This is a genomic window from Bradyrhizobium sp. 179 (genome assembly GCF_023073535.1).
Taxonomy (GTDB): Bacteria; Pseudomonadota; Alphaproteobacteria; order Rhizobiales; family Xanthobacteraceae; genus Bradyrhizobium.
The window spans coordinates 23,018-47,528 of the sequence record NZ_JADPJR010000160.1 but is presented as its reverse complement, the minus strand read 5'-3'; the positions used below and the strand labels follow the sequence as shown (position 1 = coordinate 47,528).

The window sequence follows — 24,511 nt, the reverse complement described above, 5'->3', positions numbered from 1 at the left end:
GCGACCGCGCCTCCACATTCTCCACTGTCATGCTCCGCGAAAGCGGAGCATCCAGTACGCCGCGGCCTCTCGTGGACACACGACCGTCTCTGGAATACTGGATCGTCCGCCTTCGCGGACGATGACAGCGTGGGCTATCCTCTCACCGGGCGAGAAGGAACGATCAAAGTGACTTTCGTCGCGCGCCATGCGCTGTGGTCGGATGAGCAGAGGGACGCGGCGGCGGGCATGCGCCGCGTCGTCGAGGAAAAGAGCCTCGAGGTCATCCGCCTCGCCTTCCCCGACCAGCACGGCATCTTGCGCGGCAAGACCATCATCGCCGCTGAAGCTCTCGCGTCGCTGGAGAGCGGCTGCTCCATCACCACGACGATGCTTGCCAAGGACAGCTCGCATCGCACGGTGTTTCCGGTGTTCACCTCCGGCGGCGGCTTCGGCATGAAGGAGATGGAGGGCGCAGCCGACGTGCTGATGGTCGCCGATCCCAGCACTTTTCGCGTGCTGCCATGGGCGCCCGCCACAGGCTGGGTGCTGTGCGACCTTTATTTCAACGATGGCCGCGCCGTGCCGTTCGCAACGCGGGCGCTGTATCGCAAGGTTCTCGATGACCTCGCAAGCCGCGGCCATGATTTCGTCGCTGGGCTCGAGGTCGAATTCCACATCTTCAAGCTCGACGACGCGCATATGCGGCCCGAGGACGCCGGCCAGCCCGGCACGCCGCCCTCGGTCGGCCTGCTCAGCCACGGCTATCAATATCTCACCGAGCAGCGCTTCGATCAGATGGAGCCGGTGCTGGAGATTTTGCGGCGTGACATCGTCGCGCTCGGCTTGCCCTTGCGCTCGGTCGAGGTCGAGTTCGGCCCCAGCCAGTGTGAGTTCACCTTCGCGCCGAAGAAGGGGCTGGAGCCCGCCGACAACATGGTGCTGTTCCGCTCCGCCATAAAGCAGATCGCGCGCCGGCATGGCTATCACGCCACCTTCATGTGCCGGCCGAAACTGCCGAACGTTTTCGCGAGCGGCTGGCACTTGCACCAATCGATCGTCTCGCGCGGAAATAGCGAGAACCTGTTCATGGCCAAGGAAGCGGCGAAGGACGGCGGCGAGCCGCTCAGCGCGTTCGGCCAGGCGTACCTCGCCGGCCTGCTCGACCACGCCCGCGCCTCCACATTGTTCACCACGCCGACCATCAACGGTTACAAGCGCTACCGCTCCTATTCGCTGGCGCCGGACCGCGCGATCTGGGGCCGCGACAATCGCGGCGTGATGATCCGCGTGCTCGGCGCGCCCGGCGATGCTGCGACGCGCCTGGAGAACCGCATCGGCGAGCCCGCCGCCAATCCCTATCTCTACATGGCCTCACAGATTCTCTCCGGCCTCGACGGTGTCGACCGCAAGCTCGATCCCGGCCCATCGGCGGACACCCCCTACGAGACCAAGGCGCCGCTCTTGCCGAAGTCGCTGCGCGACGCGGTCACTGCGCTGAAGGACGATCCGTTCTTCCGCGAAAAGCTCGGGCCTGAGTTCGTCGACTATTACACCCACATCAAGAACGCCGAGATCGATCGCTTCCTGTCTGAGGTAACCGACTGGGAGCACCGCGAATATTTCGAGATGTTTTAATCGAGGCTCTCACGCCTCCGTGAGGCGACTTCGTCCTACCTGTTCCGACGACATCTGACTGCCGTCCGACGAAGTCATTTTCCCCATCCCTCGAAAACCGGCGGAAAGACGCCGGGTCTAGATTAGCCCGTGATGAACAACGGAGTTCGATCGTGTGGGACCAATTATTCAGCCTGATCTATCACCTCTCCTGCCGGACCACCCTGATTGAGATCGGGACGCATCGGCTAGCGCGTTAGCTTCCCTGCCGGACCGAATAGGTAATACGCATTGGCCAAAATGGGCACTTCCATGCGCAAGCTGATTCTGATCGCGGTCCTGTCGCTGGTTGCAACAGAAGCCTTTGCTGCTGGCCCGCGAAGCCTGAGCCTCGCCGCAACCGATGCGAGCCAACAGGCGGCTGAGCAGCCCGCCGCGACGGTCGCGCCGCAGTCGACCCAGGCTCCAGAAGGGCGGGCTGCCGTTCAGACCACAACGACGACGCCCACGCCGCCACCAGCCGCACCTGCTGCAACCGCCGCAACGGCCGCGCAGTCGACTGCAACGCCCGCGAGCGGCACGACCGGCAGCAGCAAGGCGAAGCGACGCCAGCCCTCCTTCGAAGCGCGCGTGATCCGCGAACTGCATCGCCACGGGATTTATTGGTGAGGGCGCAGCTCTCACGACCGCCATTGCCAGCGAAGCGAAGCAAATCCAGACTGCCGCCGAGGATCCTGCTCGCAACGGCGAAGCTGGGGGCGGACGTCGCGCTCCTCAGGGGCCTCAGATTCCCAAATATTTATGCTGAAGATCCGGCGCGGCCATCAGCTCGTCGGAGGTGCCGCTCCAGACCGTCTTGCCGCGCTCGATGATGTAGTGGCGGTCGCAGATGCGGGCGAGGTGATCGACATTCTTGTCGACCACCAGGATCGACTGTCCGCGGCTCTTGAGCAGCGACAGGCAGTTCCAGATCTCTTCGCGGATCAGCGGCGCGAGGCCTTCGGTCGCTTCATCCAGAATCAGAAGCTTCGGGTTGGTCATCAGCGCACGCCCGATGGCGAGCATCTGCTGCTCGCCGCCGGAGAGCTGGTTGCCCATGTTGGAGGCGCGCTCGGCGAGGCGCGGAAACAGCACGTAGATCGCGGCCAGCGTCCAGGGATTGGGACTAGCGAAACGATCGGCGGCGGCGGCCACGAGATTTTCGCGCACGGTGAGGTTCGGGAAGATCTGGCGTCCCTCCGGCACGATGCCGACGCCGAGCTGGGCGATCCGGTATGACGGAAGCTGCCGCACCTCGGCGCCCGCGAAACGGATGCTGCCTGCGCGCGCCGGCGTCAGGCCCATGATGGAGCGGATGGTGGTGGTCTTGCCCATGCCGTTGCGGCCCATCAGCGAGACCATCTCGCCCGGTTTGATCGACAGCGACAAGCCGAACAGCACCTGGGACAGGCCGTAGCAGGTCTCGATGCCCTCGACGCCCAGCAGCGTGTCAGCCATGATGCGTCACCACATGCTGATCGCCGAGATAGGCCCGCTTGACATCCTCGTTCTGGCGGATCGCGGCGGGATTCCCGGAGGCGATGACGCGGCCATAAACCAGCACCGAGATCCGGTCGGCGAGCGCGAACACCGCCGGCATGTCGTGCTCGACGAGCACGATCGAGACCTCTTTGCGCAGCTCCTGCAGCAACTTCACCATGCGCTGCGATTCGGTGACGCCGAGGCCTGCCATCGGCTCGTCGAGCAGCAGGAGCTTCGGCTTGCTCGCGAGCGCAACCGCGAGCTCGAGCTCGCGCCGCTCGCCATGGCTGAGCCTGGACACCACGACATCGGCGCGGTGCAACAGGCCGACGCGATCGAGCGCGGCATGGGCGGCATCGCGCAGGCTCTTCTCCTTGCGCGCATTGGCGAAGAAGCGGAACGACGTACCGGCATGCGCTTGGGCTGCCAGGGCGACATTGTCGGCGGCGGTGAAGTCGAGCAGCAGCGAGGTGATCTGGAACGAACGGGCGAGGCCCAGCGCGCAGCGGCGATAGGCCGGCAGATAGGTGATGTCCCGCCCCGCCAGCGAGACGCTGCCGGAATGCGGCTCGAGGTGCCCCGTGAGCTGGCTGATCAGGGTGGTCTTGCCGGCACCGTTCGGGCCGATAATGGCGTGCAACTCGCCGCTAGCGACCTCGAGCGAGACGTTGTCGGTCGCGACGATGCCGCCGAAGCGGCGCACCAGCTTTTCGACACGGAGTAGGGGTTCAGCCACGGCCAGCCCTCCCGAGCGCGCCCATGATGCCGCCGCGGCCGAACAGGACAATGAGCAGCAAGAGCGGGCCCATGATCAGCGCCCAATATTCGGTGATCTGCGACAAGAACTCTTCCAGCAGCAGGAACACCACCGCGCCCATGACCGGACCGAACAGCGTGCCCATGCCCCCCAGGATCACCATCACCATGAGATCGCCGGAGCGGGTCCAGTACATCACGGCGGGACTGACGAAATCGGTGTTATTGGCAAGCAGCGCGCCGGCAAGGCCGCACATGGTGCCTGATATGACGAAGCAGACGAGTTGGTAGCGTTTGGCGGGGAAGCCGATCGCCTGCATGCGCTGCTCGTTGGAGCGCAGGCCCTGCACGACGAGGCCGAAGCGCGAGTTGACGATGCGCCAGATCAGGAAAATGACACCGAGCAGGCAGGCGAGGCAGAGATAATAGAACTGCGTGCGGTCGCCGAGATTGATCAGTCCGGAGAAGTCGCTGCGCTTGTAAACGGTGAGACCGTCGTCGCCGCCGTAGCGCGCCAGGCCAGAGGCGACGTAATAGGCCATCTGCGCGAAGGCGAGCGTGATCATGATGAAATAGACGCCGCGCGTGCGCAAAGACAGCGCGCCGATCACCAGCGCGTAAGTCGCGGAGGCCGCAAGCGCGACGGGAAACTGGATGAAGCCGCTTCCGACGCCCTCCTGCGCGAGCATCCCGACTGCGTAGCCGCCGATGCCGAGATAGGCAGCGTGACCAAAACTCATCATGCCGCCGAAACCCATGATGAGGTTGAGGCTCGCCGCCGCCAGCGCCAGGATGATGATGCGGGTGAACAGCGTCAGGATGAAGATGTTGCCGGTCAGGTGCGAATAGAGCGGCAGCAGCACGAGGCCCGCCAGCATCAGGGCCGTGACGGCCTTGCTCACAGTGAAAGCCTTCATCGACGATTGGCCGGAAACAGCCCCTCCGGCCGCACCACCAGCACGATCGCCATGAGGAGATAGATCAGCATGGATGACAGCGCGGGCGCGGCGGTGGAGGCCGCGGCGCCGCTCAGCACCTGCCGGAGCAGGTTCGGCAGGAAGGCGCGGCCAAGCGTGTCGATCATGCCGACGAAGATTGCGGCCAGGAACGCGCCGCGGATCGAGCCGATGCCGCCGATCACGATGATGACGAAGGCGAGGATCAGGATGTTCTCGCCCATGCCGATCTGCACGGTGAGGATCGGCGCCTGCATCAGACCGGCAAGGCCTGCGAGCGCGGCACCTAAGCCAAAAACCAGCGTGTAGAGCAGCTTGATGTTGATGCCGAGCGCGCCGATCATCTCGCGGTTGGAGGCCCCGGCCCGGATCAGCATGCCGATGCGGGTGCGCATCACGCCGAGATAGAGCAACAGCGCGACCAGCAGCGCGACCGCGATGATGGCGAGGCGATAGGCGGGATAATGAATGCCGGGCAGGATCGGGACCGGCACGGTGAGCCAGGCCGGCAGCGGCAACGCAAGGCCGGCCGGGCCCCAGATCAGCCGCACGGCTTCGTTGAAGAACAGAATCAGGCCGAAGGTCGCGAGCACGTGGTCGAGATGGTCTCGCCCGTAGAGATGCCGCAGCGCAGTCATCTCGAGCACGATGCCGAGCATGAGCGTTGCGCCAAGCGCCATCAGCGCACCGAGCAGGAAGCTGCCGGTCCACGCCGCGAAGGTCGCGGCGAAATAGGCGCCCATCATGTAGAGCGAGCCGTGCGCGAGGTTGACGAGATCCATGATCCCGAACACCAGCGTCAGGCCGGCGGCGAGCAGGAACAGCAGCAGGCCGAACTGCAATCCGTTCAAGAACTGTTCGACGACGAGCAGCATCAAGACTCTTTCAGGCGCACGCAGTGTCGCGCCGATGTTCGAACACGGTCGCCATCAGTGAAAGAGCTCTCCCTGCCTGTTCAAGGCCGAAAAATGGGTAATGGCAGTATCGTTCCGAGGCAAGTGCGATTTGACAGCAAACATGCACTTTGTTGCATCCCGGCGCACGTGGCCGACACCTGCTTTGCAATGCAAGAAGGTTGCCGTGCGGTATGGGGCAACCTGCCGCACCCAAACGATCATCTCCCCCGGGCAAGCCGAAGGAGGGTGGGAATGTCGTTGAAGCTTTAGCGAGAGATGCGTCTAGTGCGACGTCATCTGGTGGTGAAGGTCGTCCGGTTCAGCGAGCACGCCGTTGACCGTCGAGGCCTCCAGCGCTGCCCATGATTCTGTGGCGGATCGCGATCGCGACCGCATGCGTCCGAGCGACGCGCTTCCATTTGAGCGTGCCGATTTTCGTCGAAAACAATTTGGCCGTTGCCTTCTCCCGGCTCCCGAGCGGGAAGCTTGAGGATCCCAGCCGCACTCTCGTGCCCCGGACGCGGCTCAACGTCTCTTCGAGCAACTTGCCTCCTCCGTCCATGTTGACAGACACTTGCCGCTCGATGACATCTCGGCTCTCGTGAGATGATCGAGATCACGATCATCCTTCGGACGCCCGGACATGATGACGCTGCGCCAGGTTGAAGTGATACGTGCCGTGATGGTGACGGGCACCATCGGCGGCGCGGCGAAGCTGCTCAACGTCTCGGCGCCGGGGATCAGCCGCCTCGTCAAATACACCGAGCGCTCGCTCGGCATCCGCTTCTTCCAGCGCCAGAACGGGCGCTATTTCCCAACGCCGGAAGCCGAGAACATCTTCGAGCAGATCAACGGCGTCTACAAGAAGGTCGACGACCTCTCCGAGATCATCTCGAAGATCGGCCGCGGCGGATTGTCGGAGCTGCGCATCGGCTCGGTGCCGAGCATCTCGCAGGTGATGGTGCCGCGCGCGATCGAGCGCGTCCGCCGCCGCTACCCGGACCTCGGCATCGACATCAACATCCTCAAACTCGAGGAAGCCATCGACTATCTGATGCTCGGCCGCGGCGAGTGCGTGGCGATGAGCTACCGGCTGGAACATTCCGGGCTCGACTTCATGCCGCTCGCCTCGGGCGAGCTCTATTGCATCGTGCCGCCGGGACATGAGCTCGCCGGCCGCAAGCAGGTCTCCGCCGCCGAGATCACCCGCTATCCGCTGATCGGGATCGACCCGAACGACCCTTACGGACGGATCATGGCCGAGATCTTTGCGCGCAACCGCCTCGACTACAACATTACCATCCGCGCGCGCTTTGGCACCACCGTCTGCGCCCTGGTGAAGGCGGGGCTCGGCATCGCCATCATCGACCAGTTCACGGTGGCCCATGGCGGCTATCCCGGAATCGAGCTCTTGAAGATCACCGAGCCGACGCGGTTCGACACCTATATCGCGGTGAAGCGTGGCGCGCCGCTGTCGCTCCATGCCGAGTATTTCATTGATGCCCTGCGCGCCGAGATGCGCGCGGTCGAGCCGTCCCGCGGCAACGGCAAGGCCGTTTCGGCACGCGGGCGGAAGAAATAACACTATGTTAGGTTTGCCGGATAAAAGGGTAATTGTGTTAGGCAGGGGAAAGGCTATCGTCGCGGCTGGAATTGCGCGGATTTCCCCGCTAATGGCCGGGACCGGACGCTCCCAACGAAACGATAGCGAACCATGTCGAAGCGCGAATACGCCGCCAGCAGGAAGCTTCTCACCGGCCTGATCGGCGCGCCGATCGCGCATTCCGCGTCCCCCGCCATGCATGAGCGCGCCGCCGAGGCGCTCGGCCTGCGCGGCCACTACCAGCTCATCGAAGTGGCCGGTGCCGATGCGGCCGGGCTCCGCATGATGCTCGAAGGCGTGCGCCGGCTCGGCTTTGCCGGCGTCAATGTCACCTACCCTTACAAAGAAGCGGTGGTCCCACTGCTCGATGCGCTGGCGCCGGACGCTGCCGCCATGGGCGCGGTCAACACCGTCGTCGTCAGGGACCGCCAGCTGACCGGCCACAACACCGACACCACAGGCTTTGCGCGCGCGGTGGCCCCGCTGCTGGCACCATCAGCCAACTCCGTCGCCGTGATCGGCGCAGGCGGCGTCGGCAAGGCGATCGCGTTTGCGCTGGCGAGCCTGGAGGTGACCGATATCCGCATCTTCGACAGCGAGCCGGCGCGCGCCGAGAAACTCGCCTCGCTGCTTGCCAGGCGGGGCTGCGCGAGGGTGGCCGGAAACGTCGAGGACGCGCTCGATGGTGCAACCGGTCTCGTCAATGGTACGCCGGTCGGCATGCTGCCGAACCGAGACACCCCGGTGCCGGCGGCGCTGCTCAGGGCAGACCTGTGGGTCGCCGATGCCGTCTATTCGCCGCTGATCACGCCGCTGCTTGCCGCAGCGCGACAGAAAGGCGCTCGGATCATGACCGGGCGGCAGCTTGCGATCTATCAGGCCGCCGACGCCTTTGAACTGTTCACCGGCCTTGCTCCATCGACCGAGATCATGGGAGAGGCTTTTGATGCCGTGATGGTTGCGCGCACCGCCGCCTATCAGGCAGCTTGAGACGAAGCGGCCGGAAACAAGGCCGCTTGCAAGATTTGAAACGGGAGGAGAGGACGATGAAATCAACGCTACTGGTGGGCGCGCTGCTCACCGCCATGTCGGCAACGAGCGCCCTTGCCCAGGCGATCAAGCTCGCCGACGTCGCCGAGCTCTCCGGCGGCGGCGCCACCGTCGGCACCAACTGGAAGAACGGCATCGACCTCGCGATCGAGGAGATCAACGCCAAGGGCGGCGTGCTCGGCCGCAAGCTGGAGGTCACCCACGCCGACTCGCAGTCGAACCCCGGCGTCGCCCGCGCCCAGGTGCAGAAGGCGCTCGACGCCGAGCCCTATGTGCTGCTCGGTCCCGGCTATTCCGGCTCGGTGAAGGTCACCGCGCCGCTCGCGGCCGAAGCCGGTATCGCGCAGATCATGGGCGGCGAAGCCGCCGAGCTGACGCAGGCGGGCAACAAGTTCCTGTTCCGCACCTCGTTCGGCCAGCAATCCTCGATGCCGAAGGTCGCCAAATACATTCACGACGAGATAAAGGCGAAGACGGTTGCGGTGGTCTGGGTTAACAACGACTTCGGCCGCGGCGGCCGCGACGTCGTCGTCAAGGAGCTCGACCGGCTCGGCTCCAAGGTGGTTGCCGATCTCTCCACCGAAGCGGGCCAGGCCGATTTCGCCGCCGACGTCGGCAAGATCAAGGCTGCCAATCCCGATGCCGTGTTCGTCTATCTCAATGAGGAAGAGAGCGCGCGCATCCTGAAAGAACTGAAGCGGCAGGGCGTCACCGCACCGCTGATGGGCGAGACCACGCTGATCGGCCAGAAGGTGATCGAGCTCGCTGGCGATGCCGCCAACGGCGCGCGCGGCCATGTCGGCCTCACCACCGATGCCCCGGTCGATCTGATCAAGGCGTTCCGCGAGAAATTTTCCAAGAAGTACAATTACGTGCCTGATCATAACGGCCTGAAGGGCTATCTCGCCGTCTACATGGTCAAAGCCACCACCGAGAAGATGGGCAAGGTCGACCCGAAGAAGTTTGCCGACACGCTGCATGGCCTGACCATCAAGGCCGCCGACGAGCCGGGTATTTTGATGGACGTCACCTTCAGCGACACCGGAGACATCGACCGTCAGAGCTTCCTGGTCGAGGTGGTCGAAGGCAAGCAGGTCGTGAAGCAGGTGCTGCCGAAAGTGAAGTGAGGTTCTTTCGTCTCTCTCCGCTTGCGGGGAGAGACCGGAATTTGCGCAGCAAATTCCGGGTGAGGGGGAGCTTCCGCGAGTCCAACTATTACCGTGCTCGCGAAGGCTCGCCCTCACCGTAGCCGATGCTTCGCATCGGCATTCTTAAGAACGGCGGCGATAGGCCGCCTACGCCTCTCCCCGCAAGCATGACGAACGGGAAGGCAGAACGGCGAGAGGGGAAAATGTCCAGTCTGTTCGATCTTCTGGTCGCGGGACTTGCCACCGGCGCGATCTATGCGCTGGTCGCGGTCGGCTTCACTCTGCTGTGGCAGACTTCGCAGACCATCAATTTCGCCCAAGGCGAGTTCGTGATGCTGCCGGCTTTCCTGATGCTGGCGGCGATGCATGCCGGCGCCCCGTTCTGGCTCGCGATCATCCTCGGCATCCTGCTCTCGATGATTTTGCTCGGTCTCGCCTTCAAGCTGCTGCTGGTTGATCCGATGATGCGCCACGGCGTGCTGCCGCTGGCGATCGCGACCATGGCGCTGGCCATCGGCATCAAGGAATCCGTCAAGCAGTTCTTCAGCGCCGAGGCCTCGCCCTTCCCGTCGATCGTGCCGACAGGCGACATCTCCATCCTCGGCCATGCGGTGTCGCTGCAAAGTATCGGCGTCCTCGTCCTCGCCATCCTCGCCGTCTTCGGCTTGACCGCACTGCTCAACCGCACCTCGCTCGGCCACCAGATGCAGGCGGCGGCGCAGAACCCGACGGTGGCGCGGATCATCGGCGTGCCGGTCGAGCGCATGATCCTGCTGACCTTCCTGATCAACGCCTTCCTGGTCGCGCTGGCCTCACTGCTGATCACGCCGATCTATCTCGCCAAGTTCTCCTCCGGCGAGGTGCTGGGCCAGGCGGCATTCATCGCCGCGATCGTCGGCGGCTTCAACCAGGTGCGCGGCGCAATCGCCGGCGGTCTCTTGATCGGCGTGCTCGACAATCTCGCGGCCGCCTATGTCTCGACGCAATATCGCGCCGCCGTTCCGATGATCTTCCTGATCGCCGTCATCCTGTTTCGGCCGCAGGGCTTGCTCGGCCGCGCCGAGGAGCGCACGGTATGATCAGCTTTGGCAAACCCCTGCAGATTGCGCTCGGCCTCATCGCCATCGCCGCGCTGATCATCGTCCCCATGAACTTCAATCGTTACGGTCTGTTCATCCTGAGCCAATGGGCGGTGATGAGCATCGCCGCGATGGGGCTCAACCTTACGCTCGGCTATGCCGGCCAGGTCTCGCTGGCGCAGGGCGCCTTCGTCGGCATCGGCGCTTATGCGGCGGCGATCATGACCACCCATGGCTGGCCGCTGCCGGCCGCGATTCTGGTCGCGATCGCCTTGAGCTTTGCGGTCGGCTGGGTGCTGGGTTATCCCGCGCTGCGCGTGCAGCACCACTACCTCGCGTTCGTCACCCTCGCCTTCTCCACTCTCGCCTTCCTGGTGTTCCGCAACGAGAGCTGGCTCACCGGCGGCATCTACGGCATCTCCAACATCCCGCGCCCGCACGTCTTCGGGCTAGCGACCAACAAGCCGCTGCCCTTCTATTATCTCTGCCTCGGCTCGCTCGCGATCGTGTCGCTTGCGGTGTGGTGGCTGATCCGCTCGCCTTGGGGCCGCGCCTTCATGGCGCTGCGCGAGAATCCGCTGCGCGCGCAATCGCTCGGCGTCGACACCCGGCGCTACACGCTGATGGCCTTTGCGATCGGCTCGGCGCTCGGCGGCGTCGCCGGCGCGCTCTATGCGCCGCTGACGCAATATATCGATCCCGTGCCGTTCAACCTGTCGCTCTCGCTCGACCTGCTGATGATGGTGATCGTCGGCGGGGCCGGCTTCTATTTCGGTCCGTTCCTGGGCGCGATGATTGCCGTGCTGCTGCCGGAATGGCTGCGCTTCACCGAAGGCTATTATCTCATGCTCTATGCGGTTGCGGTGATGCTGCTCTTGATCTGGTCGCCGACGGGCATTCTGGGAATCCTCGATCGCGCGATGGCAGCGCGACGGACCAAGGCGGCGTCCGCGCTGCGCGCCGTCGCAAAGTCACGCCTGGAGACGGTGCAATGAGCGCAGTCCTCGAGGTCACCAATATCAAGAAGAACTTTGGCGGCATCAGCGCCGTCGATGGCGTCAGCTTCGACGTGCGCGAGGGCGAGATCCTCGGCCTGATCGGACCGAATGGCTGCGGCAAGTCGACGCTGTTCAACTGCATCCTCGGCCAGCTCACGCCGTCAGGCGGCGAGGTCAGGCTGGACGGCAAGGTGGTGACGGGCCTGCGGCCCTCCGAACTCAACAAGCTGGGGGTCAGCCGCACCTTCCAGCTCCTGCAGGTTTTTCCAAAGCTCTCGGTGCGGGAGAACCTGATTCTGGCCGGACAGGAGCACCAGGGCAACATGGCCTCGCGCCTCGTCGGCCGCTCCGATGCCGGGCTGACCGACGCCGCCAACCAGATGATCGGCTTCTTCAAGCTCGACCATCTCGCGGACGAGCCGGCCGGCGGCCTCTCCTATGGCCAGCAAAAACTGCTCGATGCCGCCATGGCCTTCATGGGCGGACCGCGCCTGGTGCTGCTCGACGAGCCCGCCGGCGGCGTCAACCCGTCGATGCTGGCGGACCTCAAGGACCGCCTGGTTGCGATCAACCGCGAGAAGAACGCCACCTTCGTCGTGATCGAGCACAACATGGAATTCGTGATGTCGCTGTGCTCGCGGGTGATGGTGATGGCGGAAGGCAAGGTGCTGGCGATGGGACGGCCGGATGAGGTGCGGAAAAACCTCGCCGTGATCGAAGCCTATCTCGGACATTAGGGAGCGCGAGCCATGAGCGACCCGATCCTCTCTGTTCACAATCTCGTCGGCGGCTACGGCAAGATGACGATTTTGAACGGCACGACCTTCGCCGTGCCTCAAGCCACGATCACGACGATCATCGGCCCGAACGGCGCCGGCAAGTCCACCGTCTTCAAGGCAATCTTCGGCCTGCTCAAGCTGCGCGAGGGCAAGATCAGCTTTGCCGGCCGCGACGTCACGAACCTGAGCCAGCGCGCGCTGCTCAATGCCGGCATCTGCTACGTGCCGCAGGGCCGCAACATCTTTCCCGAGCTGTCCGTGCGCCACAACATCGAACTCGGCGGCGTCGCTGCGGACAAGGGCCTCGATCTTCCCAAGCGGATCGAGGCGGCACTCGACCTGTTTCCGGCGCTGCGGCAAAAAACGATTCAGCAGGCTTCCACGCTGTCCGGTGGCGAGCAGAAGCAGCTCGAGATCGCCCGCTCGCTGCTGCTCGAACCCAAGCTGGTGCTGATCGACGAGCCCTCGATCGGCCTGTCGCCGTTGATGGTGCAGCAGACCTTCGATATCCTCAAAAGCTTGCGCGAACGCGGCGTCACGATCCTGATGATCGAGCAAAACGCTCGTTCGGCGCTGGAGATCTCGGACATCGGCATCGTGCTCGAGCTCGGCCAGACCCGGATGATCGACGACGCCAAGCGCATTCTGAACGATCCCCGCATCGGGCAATTGTTCCTGGGCGGCGCCATGGAGGAGAGCGCCGCATGAACAAGCGTTCGATCGCAACCGTGTCTCTCTCCGGCGCCCTCGACGAAAAGCTGCGCGCCATCGCCTCAGCCGGCTTCGACGCAGTCGAGATCTTCGAGAACGATCTGTTGTCGTTCGGCGCGGGCCCGCGCGACGTGGCACAGCTCTGCAAGGACCTCAATCTCGAGATCTGCGCGTTCCAGCCGTTCCGCGATTTCGAAGGCATGCCGGAGCCGCAGCGTTCGCGCAACTTTGCCCGCGCGATGCGCAAGTTCGACTTGATGCAAGAGCTCGGCACCGATCTCTTGCTGATCTGCTCCAACGTTTCGCCCGTCTCGCTTGGCGGCATCGACCGTGCCGCGGACGATTTTCGCGAGCTCGGCGAACGTGCGGTGAAACGTGGTTTGCGCGTCGGCTACGAGGCGCTGGCCTGGGGACGGCACGTCAACGACTACCGCGACGCCTGGGAGATCGTGCGCCGCGCCGATCATCCGGCAATCGGCATCATCCTCGACAGCTTTCATGCGCTGGCGCCCGGCTTTCCGACCCGCGCGATGGCTTCGATCCCCGGCGACAAGATCTTTCTGGTGCAGCTTGCGGACGCGCCGAAGCTCGAGCTCGACATCCTCTCCTGGAGCCGGCACTTCCGCTCTTTCCCGGGCCAGGGTGACCTCCCGGTCCGCGAGTTCATGGCGGCGGTGGCGGCGACCGGCTATGCCGGGCCGCTGTCGCTGGAGATCTTCAACGACCAGTTCCGCGCCGGCTCGGCGGCCCAGACGGCGGTCGACGGCCTGCGCTCGCTGATCCTGCTGGAGGACCAGCTCGCACCGGACTGGCCAAAGCTTGTCCGCGAGCCGCTGGCGCCGAAATCCAGAACCCACGGTACCGGCTTCGTCGAGTTCGCCGTCAACGAGACCAAGGCCGGCGAGCTTGCTCGCCTGTTCGCGCAGCTCGGTTTTCGCAAGACCGGCAAGCACCGCAGCAAGGCGGTGGAGCGTTGGTCGCAAGGCAAGATCGAACTCGTCATCAATTGCGAGACCGACGGCTTTGCGCATTCGCATTACGTCACCCACGGCCCCGGCGTCTGTGCGATCGCACTCGACGTCGACAATGCGGGCCTTTCCATGCAGCGCGCCGAAGCGCTGAAGGCGCGCACCTTCTACCAGCCGGTCGGGCCGGGCGAACTCGAGATCCCAGCGATCCACGGCGTCGGCGGCAGCCTGCTCTATTTTCTGGATCAGGCCGGCAAGAACTGGGACACCGATTTCGAGCCGGTACCGAGCGAGGCGAGCCCGGACGCGCTGCTGGCGGTCGATCACATCGCGCAGTCGATGCCCTATGACGAGATGCTGTCCTGGCTATTGTTTTACACCGGCATTCTCGACCTGACGCGGCTGCCGCAGATGGAGATCGTCGACCCCAGAGGCCTGGTGCAGAGCCAAGCCATCATCAACGCAGACCAGAGCCTGTGCTTCGTGCTCAACGGCTCCTCCGCCAACCGCACGCTGCCGTCGCGCTTCATCTCCGAGTTCTTCGGCTCGGGCGTGCAGCACGTCGCATTCTCGTGCCGCAACATCTTTGCGACGGTCGCGGAGATGCGCAAGCGCGGCGCGGATTTCCTCGACATCCCTGATAATTACTACGACGACATCGAAGCCAAATACGATCTTTCGCCCGAGCTTATGGCGCAACTGCGCGCCAACCACATCCTCTACGACCGCGAGGGTGACGGCGAATTCTTCCAGGTCTACACCCACATCTTCGACGAGCGCTTCTTCTTCGAGATCGTCGAACGGCGGCGCTATCAGGGCTTTGGCGCGGCCAATGCCGGCATCAGGCTCGCAGCGCAGGCCCGCGAGGTACGGCCTGCGAGCATGCCGAGACTGTAAAACTCTCTCCACGTCATTGCGAGGAGCCCTTGCGACGAAGCAATCCAGAATCTGTCCGCGGAGGGATTCTGGATTTGCTTCGCTGCGCTCGCAATGACGTGTTGAGAGAGCGCTTCTCCCAATTTTCATGCAACTCGCGGAGACTCCCCCTCACCCCAACCTTCTCCCCGCAGGCGGGGAGAAGGAGAGTAGAGGCTTCACTTCATCTTGCACTTGTCGTGGAAACGATCCTGGTCGTTCTCGACGATGGTGGCGACGGTCTTCAGCGCGAGCTGGCCTTCGGCGTCCTTGACCACGTCCTGGAGATAGAAGCTCTGGATCGGGATGTGATTGTTGCCGTACTTGAAGGAGCCGCGCAGCGACTTGAAGTTGGCCTTTTCCATCTCGGCCTTCATCGCATCCTTCTTGCTGGTGTCGCCCTTCACCGCGACCACGGCGCTGTTGATGAGCTGGGCGGCATCATACGATTGTGCGCCGTAGTAGGTCGGCCGCAGGCCGGGATATTTCTTGCGATAATCGGCGACGAAGCGCTTGTTCTGCTCGTTGGGGAGATCATTGACCCATTCCTGCGCGCCGGGCACTCCGAGCGCATTCTCCTTCTGGAGCGGCAGCGACAGCTCGTCGATGGTGAAGACGGTGTAGAGCGGCATGGTGCTCTTGAGGCCGGCCTGGGCATATTGATTGAGGAACTGCACGCCGGCGGCACCGGGGTAGAACACGAAGATCGACTCGGCGCCGGAGGCGCGCGCCTTGGAGAGCTCGGCGGAGAAGTCGAGCTGGCTCGGCCAGACCGTGTACTCCTCGCCCTTGATCTCGCCCTTGAACGTGCTCTTCAAACCGGCGAGCATGTCCTTGCCGGCAGCGTAGTTCGGCCCGATCAGGAACACGCTCTTGACGCCCTTCTGGTTCATGTAGAGGCCCATCGCCTGCGGCGTCTGGTCGTTCTGCCAGGAGGTCGAGAACACGTAAGGCGAGCACAGCTCGCCCGCGAGCTGCGAGGGACCGGCATTGGCCGAGATCAGGAAGGTCTGCGAGTCCACCGCGGTCTTGAGCGAGGCCAGGAGCACGTTCGACCAGATGTAGCCGACGATGAAATCGACCTTGTCGGACTGCACCAGCTTCTCGGTCTTCTGCTTGCCGACATCCGGCTTCTGCCCGTCGTCCTCGTAGATCACCTCGACCGGCTTGCCGTCCATCTTGCGGCCGAGATGATCGAGCGCGAGCTCGAAAGAATTGCGCATGTCATTGCCGATCACGGCGGTCGGGCCGCTGAAGGTCGAGACGAAGCCGATCTTGATGGTGTCGCCGGCGCACGCCGGATTTGCCAGCACCAGCGCCGCTGCGCCCGCCAGCCAGAATGCCGTCCTCATAGCCACTCCCCTCCTTGATTATCGGTCCCGGAGGCGGGGTGATCGCCGCCCCTCGGGCCAGTCTCTATTGACGCAAAATCTGTCGAGCCGCCAATGGCTCAGGGCCCGCCCCTGCACCATATTTCGCCCCAATTGGAGATGGCAAGAAATATAGTTCTACTCACTTCGGCCAAGTCATGGTCAAGGCTGCGGCGCTTTTTCGCGCCACATCGATACACTTGGCCTATTCGACGATTGATGACGCCTATTGGACCGCGGCCCCAGAACCGCACTTAAATGAACAAATAGAGCAGCGCGATTCGAGGGACGCATCATGACCACGACACCGCACCGCGTCGTCATCGTCGGAGCCGGCTTTGGCGGGCTGGAGACGACCTATCGGCTCGCGGGCGCGCCGGTCGAGATCACGCTGATCGACCGCCGCAACCATCATCTGTTCCAGCCGCTGCTCTATCAGGTCGCGACCGCCTCGCTGGCGACCAGCGAGATCGCCTGGCCAATTCGCCATCTCATGCGCGATCGCCGTGAGGTGACAACGCTGTTTGCCACAGTGAGCGGCGTCGACACGGCACGTCGCTGCGTTCTGATCGACGACGGCAGCGAGGTGCCCTACGACACACTGGTGCTCGCCACCGGTGCGCGGCACGCCTATTTCGGCCACGACGAATGGGAGCAATTCGCGCCCGGCCTGAAGACGCTGGAGGACGCGACAACGCTGCGCCGGCACATCCTGGTGGCATTCGAGCGCGCCGAGCGCGAAACGGATCCGGAGAGGCGCGCGGCGCGGCTGACCTTCGTCATCGTCGGCGCCGGCCCGACCGGCGTCGAGCTTGCCGGCACCATCGCCGAGATGGCGCACCACACTCTGCCCGGCGATTTCCGCAACATCGACACGACCAAGGCGCGTGTCGTGCTGATCGAGGCCGGCCCGCGCGTGCTCGCGGGCTTTGCCGACGACCTCTCGGCTTACGCGCAGGCGTCGCTGGAAAAGATCGGGGTCGAGGTCGTGCTGGGGCAACCCGTGACCGAGATCGACCGCGATGGCGTGGTGTTCGGCGGCACGCGGCTCAACGCCAAGACCAGGATCTGGGCCGCCGGCGTGCGCGCTTCGCCCGCTGCCGAATGGCTGGGCGCACCAAGCGATCGCGCCGGGCGCGTGCAGGTCGAGGCGGACCTGACCATTCCGGGGCATCCCGAGATCTTCGCGATCGGCGATACCGTCAGCATCGATGCCTGGGAGGGCAAGCCGGTGCCCGGCATCGCGCCGGCGGCGAAGCAGCAGGGCCGCCATGTCGCCGAGACCATCAAGGCTCGGCTGCGTGGGCAGACGAAGGGTGCGTTCCGCTACAAGCACGCCGGCAGCCTCGCGCAGATCGGCAAGCGGCTCGCGGTGATCGATTTCGGCCGCATCAAGCTGCGCGGCACCATCGCGTGGTGGATCTGGGGCATCGCCCACATCTACTTTCTGATCGGCCTCCGCCACCGCCTCAGCGTCGCGCTGAGCTGGCTCTGGATCTACGCCCGCGACCAGCGGGCGGCGCGACTGATCACGCAGGGCAGTAGCAAGGTGGTGTAGTTCTCCTTCTCCCCTTGTGGGAGAAGGTGGCGCGAAGCGCCGGATGAGGGGTTCTCTCAACTCGAAAGGGAGTTCGTGAGGAGACAACCCCTCACCCGGCTCCGCTTTGCGAAGCCACCCTCTCCCACAAGGGGGCCCGCAAGGGGAGAGGGTGCAGCAGCGCGCGCAGCTCGCGCTACTTCACCAACTCACACCCGCCCTCCGCCAGCGGGCGGAACGCCTGGTCCGCCGGAATCGTCGAGACCAACTTGTAATAATCGTACGGGTATTTCGACTCCTCGGGCTTCTTCACCTCGAACAGGTACATTGGGTGCACGACCCGGCCATCCTGACGAATCGTGGTGTCGCCGAACAGCTTGTCCTTGCCCCTGAACTTCTTCATCTCGGGCACGACGCTCTTGGCATTATCGCTGCCCGTGGCGGCGACGGCGTTGAGATAGGCGAGCGTGGAGGCATAGACGCCGGCCTGATTGCCGCTCGGCATTTTTCCGTTCATGCCGGGCCGCGCGGCGAAGCGCTTGGCGAAAGCGCGGGTGTCGTCGTTCATGTCCCAGTAGAAGGCTTCCATCAGCTGGAGTCCCTGCGCGACCTTGATGCCCATGCCGTGGACGTCGTTGATGAAGAGCAGGAAGGCAACCAGCTTCTGGCCGCTCTGCTGGATGCCGAATTCGGCGGCCTGTTTCACTGCGTTGATGGTATCGCCGCCGGCATTGGCAAGGCCGATAACCTGCGCTTTCGAGCTTTGCGCCTGCAACAGGAAGGACGCGAAATCGGAGGTCCCGAGCGGATGCTTGGACGAACCCAACACCTTGCCGCCATGCGCCTCGATGTATTTCTGTGCCTCGGCCTCGATTCCCTTGCCGAGCGCGTAGTCGACCGTGAGGAAATACCACTCCTTGCCGCCACGTGACATCATCGCGGCCGCCGTGGTGTTTCCGGTCGCCCAGGTGTCGTTGACCCATTGAATGGTGTTGGGCGAGCAGGCCTTGCCGGTGAGATCGGAGCTTGCCGTCGAGGACGCCAGGAACGTCATGCGGCTATCGCGCAAGAGCGAGTTGATGGAGAGGCCGACCGCCGAGTTCGGCACGTCAACGATGGCATCAACGCCTTCGACGTCGAGCCATTTGCGCGCGATGGCGCTGCCGACATCGGCCTTGTTCTGATGGTCGGCATAGACGATCTCGACCTTGATGCCTTTGCCGCCACCGTTGAAATCCTCGGCCGCCATGCGTGCCGCCTCGACTGAGCCCATGCCGTTGGTGTCCTGGAAGATGCCGGAGATGTCGTTGAGCACGCCGACGCGCACGACATTGTCGGATATCTCGGCGCTTGCCGCACCGACCATCAGGCTCGCAGCCAGTGCGAGCGTCCACTTCAGATGCTTCATCGTTCCCTCCCCTGTTGAATGTGTTGCCACGCCGATTGTTGCCGTCGCGGTTCAGATTTTAGACCTGCCGCGCCGGCAGCCTCACGACGAGCCCGTCGAGCGCGGGCGTGAGGTGGATCTGGCAGGACAGCCGGCTGTTCGGAAGCCGCTCGCTTGCGGTGCCCTCGAGCAGCGCATCCTCCTCGTCGGCCATTGCTGGCAGGCGCGCGAGCCAGCTCTCGTCGACATAGACGTGACAGGTCGCACACATGGCATTGCCGCCGCATTCGGCCAGAATGCCGTCGACGCCGTGGCGGGTCGCGGCCTGCATGGCGCTTTCGCCATCACTGGTCTCGACACGATCAGACCTGCCGTTGAAATGGATGAAGGTGATGGCGGGCATGAAGCTCCTCGTCAGGCCGGGATAATGGTGACAGGCAGGCTGTCGAGCCCGCGCAGCGTGTTGTTGAAGCGGCGCTTCGGCTCACCCGCGATCTCGATTTTCGCGATACGGCGCGCCAGAGCCGCCAGCATCACCTCGCCTTCGAGGCGGGCGACGAGTTGACCGACGCACATATGGATGCCGGAGCCGAACCCGACATGGCCCGAGGTGCGGCGGGTGATGTCGTAGCTGTCGGGCTTGTCCCAGCGCCGCGGATCGCGGTTGGCGGCGGCGAGGAACATCAGCACCTTCTCGCCTTCGCCGATCTTCGCGCCGGACAGCTCGACCTCCCGCGTGGTGGTGCGGAAGAAGGTCTGCACCGGGCTTTCGAAGCGCACGGCCTCCTCGAAAGCGCCACGCGCGAGCGAGATATCCTCGCGCAGGCGCTGCCATTGATCCGGGAAGCGCGCGAGGCAATAGACCGCGGCGCCGATGCCGTTGACGGTGGTGTCGAGCCCGGCCGACAGCAGCGAGCGCACCAGCAGTGGCGCTTCGGTCGCGGTGATCTCGCCATCATCGACGCGGTCATGAATACAGGCGCCGAATCCGCCGGGTGCCAGATTCTCGCGCTGGCACTGCTCGGCGACATAAGCCTGGTGCGGCGCCGAACGTTCGATCGCCTCCTGGCGCAACTGGTTCGGCGGTCCGAAGGCGTTGAACACGACGCTCGCATAGGGAATCAGATGCTCGCGACCTTCCGGCTTCAACCCGAGCGCATCCGGAAAGATCGAGAGCGGATAGGCCTCGGCAAGATCCGCGATTGCATCGAAGCTGCGCTTCTCCAGCAGCGCATCGACCCGCGCCTCGGCCGCTGCGGCAAAGCGGTCGCGCACCTGCTTCATCACGGTGGGGGAAAGCACCTTTGACAGCACGGCGCGGGTGCGGGTGTGCGCGGGTGGATCGGCCTCCAGGATCAGGCTGGGCGGCCGCCACGGCGTCTCCTTCTTGAAATCACTGAGGCCGACACCGCGGCTGGAGCAGAAGGTCGCGGGATCGTTCAGCACGGCGTGGACCTCGGCATAACGCGCCACGCCGTACACGCTCCATTTGTCGAGATAGACGACCGGGCCTGCCTCCCGCAGCAGCTCATGTGTAGGATAGGGATCGGCAAAAAAACTCATCGCGAAGGGATCGACGTCGAGATGCGGCACGGCCGCGACGTCAGCTGCTACAGGGGAGCCGGATGCAGTCATGGAAGACCTCCCTCATTTTGAACTTGTGAAACGGCCGCGCTTACCCTTAGGTCATGGGACAAGCCGCGACTCAGAACCCCGATATGCCGCCGTCCTTGAATAGAGCCCGCCAAAAGCCTGCGCCCGCCGAATTCGGGCCGACGCTCGATCTCGATCGTTACGTCCCGGCCTTCATCACCTTCATCGCCAACAAGCTCTCGAACAGCGCGACCGCGTTCTATCAGCGGCAGTTCGGCGTCAACGTCACGGAATGGCGGATCATGTCGCTGCTGGCGATCGAGCCCGGAATTCCGGCCTCGCGCATCTGCCACGTCATCGGCTTCGACAAGGGCCCGGTGAGCCGGACGCTCGCGGGGCTCGAAAAGCGTGGGCTGGTGTCGATCCGCACCGACCCGAACGATGGCCGCACCCATTCGATCTCGCTCACGGCGAAGGGCCGCGCCACCCACGACAAGGTGATCATCGCGGCGCTCGAACGCGAGCGGCGCCTCCTGTCCTGCCTCAGCAAGGACGAGCGCGAGGTGCTGATCGACCTGCTCCGTCGGCTGCACGAAAATCTCGGCGCGGTCACCGGCAGCACTGAGGCCTGACAGATCGCGCGCCGGCCGTCTGCTCCTTTCGTGTCCAGGCTTGCGCCGGCACTTGCCGACGGCACCATTCTGGCCGCGCATTGTTTCCTCCAGGATCAGACGCAGCGGTTCGTCCGCCGTCATCCTTCTCTGGAACGGTTCGCACAAATTAGTTGCTTGGGCAACAAAATAATCGACAAGATAATGCGGCAGGGTGACTGGCGTATTGGGCGAGCTCTTTCACTTCCTGCCCCACTCTCCGCCATTTGCGAGCGCAGCGAAGCAAATCCAGAATCCTTCCGCGGCAACAGTCTGGATTTGCTTCGTCGCAAGGGCTCCTCGCAATGACGACGTGGAAAGCGAGTGCCTGTTCGTCTCGCTAGCTAATAGCTATAAGCCAACCCACTCGCGCGACGCATCATCGTTCAGCCGTGCCACCGCATCGGCACGACGCGTCAGCACGGCGCGCTGGTTGATGTAGCCTTTGTCGGTGATCTCGCCGCCGTCGACCAATGGCGGCTCGGCGAGCAGCAACGCGCGCGTGGCATGGCCGGAGGAGTTGCTGCTCTGCTGTTTCAGCCGCGTCAGACCCTGCGCGATCGCGGTCCTGACCTTGTCATGCGCCAGCACGTCGTTCACAGCCGCCGCGTCGCCCAGCCCGGCATGAGCGCGGCAGGCTGCGATATTCGGAAACACCAGGAACCGCACCTCGTCGCCGCCATGGCCGGTGACGACGATATCCTGCGCGAGCGGCGCCAATGCGGCAATGCCGGCGACACGCAAGGTGCCGACGCTGACCCAAGTTCCGGAATTTAGCTTGAAATCTTCCGCGACGCGCCCATCGAAGAACAGGCCGCGCTCAGGCCGCTTGGCATCGGCAAACCTTACGGCGTCGCCGATGAGATAGAATCCTTCGTCGTCGAACGCCTGCTTCGTCAGCTCCGGCGCCTTCCAATAGCCCGGCGTGACGTTGGGACCGCGCACGCGAACTTCCAGCTTGTCGCCGGCGGCGACGAGCTTGAGCTCGGTGCCGGGAATCGGCACGCCGATATTGCCCGAGCGTTCTGCGAGGAAATGGCAATCGGTCGCGAGCGGGGACGTCTCGGTTGAGCCCCAGGCCGAGACCATCGGCAACGCACGGCCGACGGTCTTGATCGAGAGATCTTCGAGCGCATCCCACAGATTCTGCGGCAGCGCCGCGCCGGCATAGAAAGCGAATTTCACCTCGCCGAAGAAGCGGCGGCGCAGCTCCTCGTCGCCGCGCAGTGCCGCGATCAGCATGTCGAAGCCGCGCGGCACGTTGAAATAGACCGTCGGCATCACGCTTCTTAGATTGGCGAGCGACATCGCAAACAGACCCGGCGCTGGCTTGCCGCCGTCGATATAGAGCGAGCCGCCATTGCGCAGCACGAGGTTGAAATTGTGGTTGGCGCCGAAGGTGTGGCTCCAGGGCAGCCAATCGAGGATCACGAGATCGCCGCGGCTCGGTTCGAGAAACGTCCAGGCCTGCGCCTTGGCCTGTTGGCTCGAGGTCAGCATGCGCTGGGTGTTGATGACCGCCTTGGGCGTACCGGTCGAGCCCGAGGTGAACAGGAATTTCGCGATGGTATCCGGCGTCACCGCGGCGAAGGCTTTGGCGACGTCGGGCGTCTCTGGCGTCTCCGCAATGGTGCGGAACGACAGCGCATCGGCGTCGTCGGCATGACCGCTGATGATCTGCGCCGTGTGCAACGGCCTGATCGCGGCCAGGGCCGCCGCAAATGGCTTGGTTGCGGAGACATAGATCGCACCCGGCGCGAGCAGCGCGATCATGCTCCTGAGCTTGTCGAAATCTTTCGACATCAGCGAATAGGCGGGTGAAACCGCCGCTGAGGGCACGCCGACATGCTGCGCCGCGAGCGCGAGCAGCGCGTGATCGATGCTGTTGTCGGAGAGGATAGCGAGCGGTCGCTCGGCGCTGAGGCCCTGCGCCAGGATCCAGGACGCGGCCGCCCGCACCTGCCGCAGCGCCTGCGCATAGGTGACGGTAGTCCAGGGCGCATCGGCACTGCCGTGCTCGGCGAGGAAGATCGTATCGGGTGTTTGCCGCGCCCATTGCTCCAGCCAGTCGCCGGTGCAGCGCGCGCTCGCGCCAAGTGGCTCGGGCGAGCGCAGCACGATGCTGCCGTCGGCGCGATGCTCTGCGACCGTCCTTGGCGTTGCGAACAGGCTTGCAGCGTCACCGCGTGGGGCGGTCATCATGGGGTTTCCTCCTCCGCCCCGATTCGGGATCGGCGGCCGCCTCGTTCCGGGCTGCTTGGCCGCAATGTTGGGCGGGACAATTGTTGTCGTCAACAACAATCTTTCGCACCGCCCGTCGAGGCGCTAAGGTCGCGCCGAGGGAGACACGATGTGACAAGCAGCGCAGCCCAGACGTCCCCACGCAAACGCGCCGGCAACGGCGCAGTGCAGCGGAGTGACTCCGACGAGGTCGGCCTCGATGCGCTGGTCGGGCACGCCGGCTACGCGGTGCGGCGCTTCCAAATATGGATCTTTCAGGACTTCATCAGGACGCTCGGTGAGGTCGACATCAGGCCGACGCAATATTCGGTGCTGACGGTGATCGGTGCCAATCCCGGCCTGTCGCAGATGGCCGTAGCCAAGCGCCTCGGCATCGAGCGCGCGCGGCTGGTGCATCTGCTCGACAGCCTCGAAAGGCGCAGATATGTGAAGCGGGTCAAGTCGAAGACGGACCGGCGCTCGCACGCGTTGCACCTCACCGCACAGGGCGCGACGGAACTGGCCAAGTTCAAACGACTTGCCGCGGAGCACGAGCGGCATGTCGAGGCGAAGATCGGCAGGGAGAACCGGCAGCACCTGCTTCGGATTCTCGCCGACTTCACCTGACCCCCGCTGCTCATAATTTAAGCAGATGCCCCTAACCGAGCGCGTGCGCTCGACGCCCAGCTCGCGGCAAGGCCCTGATCTCACGATATTATCCGGGTACTTGCCCAACCTCTATACTGTACACAATGGCACATCGCTTGCTTCGAGCCGG

General features: G+C 64.2%; 22 protein-coding genes. 13 read left to right on the top strand and 9 right to left on the bottom strand.

Translation table 11 applies throughout. The annotated features are described in order from the left end of the window. Positions 1 to 168 precede the first annotated feature (168 nt). Entirely contained in the window at positions 169 to 1,617 is a 1,449-nt protein-coding gene (locus IVB12_RS36720; RefSeq protein ID WP_247307712.1) for a glutamine synthetase family protein, read from the top strand. Between the two features lie 279 nt (positions 1,618 to 1,896). Continuing rightward, positions 1,897 to 2,265: a hypothetical protein gene (locus IVB12_RS36715; RefSeq protein ID WP_247308147.1), complete on the top strand. Its 369-nt coding sequence runs from the start codon at positions 1,897 to 1,899 to the stop codon at positions 2,263 to 2,265. Between the two features lie 114 nt (positions 2,266 to 2,379). On the opposite strand, the gene IVB12_RS36710 is transcribed toward IVB12_RS36715, so the two are convergent. From IVB12_RS36710 to IVB12_RS36695, 4 genes are read right to left on the bottom strand one after another with little or no spacing between them, the layout of a single operon-like run. After that, positions 2,380 to 3,093, bottom strand: coding sequence for an ABC transporter ATP-binding protein (locus tag IVB12_RS36710; protein WP_247307711.1), 714 nt, complete (start codon positions 3,091 to 3,093; stop codon positions 2,380 to 2,382). After that, a complete protein-coding gene (locus tag IVB12_RS36705; protein ID WP_247307709.1) occupies positions 3,086 to 3,853 on the bottom strand; it encodes an ABC transporter ATP-binding protein in 768 nt (255 codons plus the stop codon). The genes IVB12_RS36710 and IVB12_RS36705 overlap by 8 nt, the downstream gene beginning before the upstream one ends. Further along, positions 3,846 to 4,790, bottom strand: a complete 945-nt coding sequence (locus tag IVB12_RS36700; RefSeq protein WP_247307708.1) for a branched-chain amino acid ABC transporter permease — start codon at positions 4,788 to 4,790, stop codon at positions 3,846 to 3,848. The genes IVB12_RS36705 and IVB12_RS36700 overlap by 8 nt, the downstream gene beginning before the upstream one ends. Then, positions 4,787 to 5,704 carry a branched-chain amino acid ABC transporter permease gene (locus IVB12_RS36695; RefSeq protein WP_247307705.1) on the bottom strand — a complete coding sequence of 306 codons (918 nt, stop codon included), beginning with the start codon at positions 5,702 to 5,704 and terminating at the stop codon, positions 4,787 to 4,789. Before IVB12_RS36695 ends, IVB12_RS36700 begins: the two co-directional genes overlap by 4 nt. 664 nt (positions 5,705 to 6,368) lie before the next feature. On the opposite strand from IVB12_RS36695, the gene IVB12_RS36690 reads away from it, so the two are divergent. The 8 genes from IVB12_RS36690 (at position 6,369) to IVB12_RS36655 (ending at position 14,958) form a co-directional block, all read left to right on the top strand. Then, positions 6,369 to 7,307, top strand: a complete 939-nt coding sequence (locus IVB12_RS36690; RefSeq protein ID WP_247307702.1) for a LysR family transcriptional regulator — start codon at positions 6,369 to 6,371, stop codon at positions 7,305 to 7,307. Positions 7,308 to 7,439: 132 nt separating this feature from the next. Then, positions 7,440 to 8,318 (top strand): shikimate dehydrogenase, encoded by an 879-nt coding sequence (locus IVB12_RS36685; protein ID WP_247307700.1) that lies wholly within the window; start codon positions 7,440 to 7,442, stop codon positions 8,316 to 8,318. Between the two features lie 56 nt (positions 8,319 to 8,374). Continuing rightward, a complete protein-coding gene (locus tag IVB12_RS36680) occupies positions 8,375 to 9,505 on the top strand; it encodes an ABC transporter substrate-binding protein (protein ID WP_247307697.1) in 1,131 nt (376 codons plus the stop codon). A 224-nt stretch (positions 9,506 to 9,729) separates the two neighbouring features. Next, the gene (locus tag IVB12_RS36675; protein WP_247307693.1) at positions 9,730 to 10,605 is read left to right on the top strand and encodes a branched-chain amino acid ABC transporter permease; all 876 of its coding nucleotides are present in this window, start codon (positions 9,730 to 9,732) and stop codon (positions 10,603 to 10,605) included. Next, positions 10,602 to 11,600, top strand: coding sequence for a branched-chain amino acid ABC transporter permease (locus IVB12_RS36670; protein ID WP_247307690.1), 999 nt, complete (start codon positions 10,602 to 10,604; stop codon positions 11,598 to 11,600). The genes IVB12_RS36675 and IVB12_RS36670 overlap by 4 nt, the downstream gene beginning before the upstream one ends. Continuing rightward, positions 11,597 to 12,340, top strand: a complete 744-nt coding sequence (locus IVB12_RS36665) for an ABC transporter ATP-binding protein (RefSeq protein WP_247307687.1) — start codon at positions 11,597 to 11,599, stop codon at positions 12,338 to 12,340. Before IVB12_RS36670 ends, IVB12_RS36665 begins: the two co-directional genes overlap by 4 nt. A gap of 12 nt (positions 12,341 to 12,352) precedes the next feature. Further along, positions 12,353 to 13,090, top strand: a complete 738-nt coding sequence (locus IVB12_RS36660) for an ABC transporter ATP-binding protein (protein WP_247307683.1) — start codon at positions 12,353 to 12,355, stop codon at positions 13,088 to 13,090. Beyond that, positions 13,087 to 14,958 carry a sugar phosphate isomerase/epimerase and 4-hydroxyphenylpyruvate domain-containing protein gene (locus IVB12_RS36655; RefSeq protein ID WP_247307681.1) on the top strand — a complete coding sequence of 624 codons (1,872 nt, stop codon included), beginning with the start codon at positions 13,087 to 13,089 and terminating at the stop codon, positions 14,956 to 14,958. Before IVB12_RS36660 ends, IVB12_RS36655 begins: the two co-directional genes overlap by 4 nt. Before the next feature lie 197 nt (positions 14,959 to 15,155). On the opposite strand, the gene IVB12_RS36650 is transcribed toward IVB12_RS36655, so the two are convergent. Then, complete coding sequence (locus tag IVB12_RS36650; protein WP_247281870.1) at positions 15,156 to 16,328, bottom strand: ABC transporter substrate-binding protein; 1,173 nt, start codon at positions 16,326 to 16,328, stop codon at positions 15,156 to 15,158. 313 nt (positions 16,329 to 16,641) lie between these two features. Here IVB12_RS36650 and IVB12_RS36645 point away from each other — a divergent pair, with 313 nt between their 5' ends. Continuing rightward, entirely contained in the window at positions 16,642 to 17,904 is a 1,263-nt protein-coding gene (locus tag IVB12_RS36645; RefSeq protein WP_247307677.1) for an NAD(P)/FAD-dependent oxidoreductase, read from the top strand. Positions 17,905 to 18,079: 175 nt separating this feature from the next. Here the strand turns inward: IVB12_RS36645 and IVB12_RS36640 are convergent, their stop codons facing one another. The 3 genes from IVB12_RS36640 to IVB12_RS36630 are packed head-to-tail and all read right to left on the bottom strand — an operon-like array spanning position 18,080 to position 20,905. Next, on the bottom strand, positions 18,080 to 19,291 hold the full coding sequence (locus IVB12_RS36640) for an ABC transporter substrate-binding protein (protein WP_247307674.1): 1,212 nt from the start codon (positions 19,289 to 19,291) through the stop codon (positions 18,080 to 18,082). A gap of 58 nt (positions 19,292 to 19,349) precedes the next feature. Continuing rightward, the gene (locus IVB12_RS36635) at positions 19,350 to 19,673 is read right to left on the bottom strand and encodes a 2Fe-2S iron-sulfur cluster-binding protein (RefSeq protein ID WP_247307671.1); all 324 of its coding nucleotides are present in this window, start codon (positions 19,671 to 19,673) and stop codon (positions 19,350 to 19,352) included. 11 nt (positions 19,674 to 19,684) lie between these two features. After that, positions 19,685 to 20,905, bottom strand: a complete 1,221-nt coding sequence (locus IVB12_RS36630; RefSeq protein WP_247307668.1) for a cytochrome P450 — start codon at positions 20,903 to 20,905, stop codon at positions 19,685 to 19,687. A gap of 83 nt (positions 20,906 to 20,988) precedes the next feature. Between IVB12_RS36630 and IVB12_RS36625 the strand changes: the two genes are divergently transcribed. Further along, complete coding sequence (locus IVB12_RS36625) at positions 20,989 to 21,495, top strand: MarR family winged helix-turn-helix transcriptional regulator (protein ID WP_247307665.1); 507 nt, start codon at positions 20,989 to 20,991, stop codon at positions 21,493 to 21,495. 369 nt (positions 21,496 to 21,864) lie between these two features. On the opposite strand, the gene IVB12_RS36620 is transcribed toward IVB12_RS36625, so the two are convergent. After that, on the bottom strand, positions 21,865 to 23,715 hold the full coding sequence (locus tag IVB12_RS36620) for a feruloyl-CoA synthase (protein ID WP_247307663.1): 1,851 nt from the start codon (positions 23,713 to 23,715) through the stop codon (positions 21,865 to 21,867). A 150-nt stretch (positions 23,716 to 23,865) separates the two neighbouring features. Between IVB12_RS36620 and IVB12_RS36615 the strand changes: the two genes are divergently transcribed. Further along, complete coding sequence (locus IVB12_RS36615) at positions 23,866 to 24,360, top strand: MarR family winged helix-turn-helix transcriptional regulator (protein WP_247307661.1); 495 nt, start codon at positions 23,866 to 23,868, stop codon at positions 24,358 to 24,360. Positions 24,361 to 24,511: the final 151 nt, after the last annotated feature.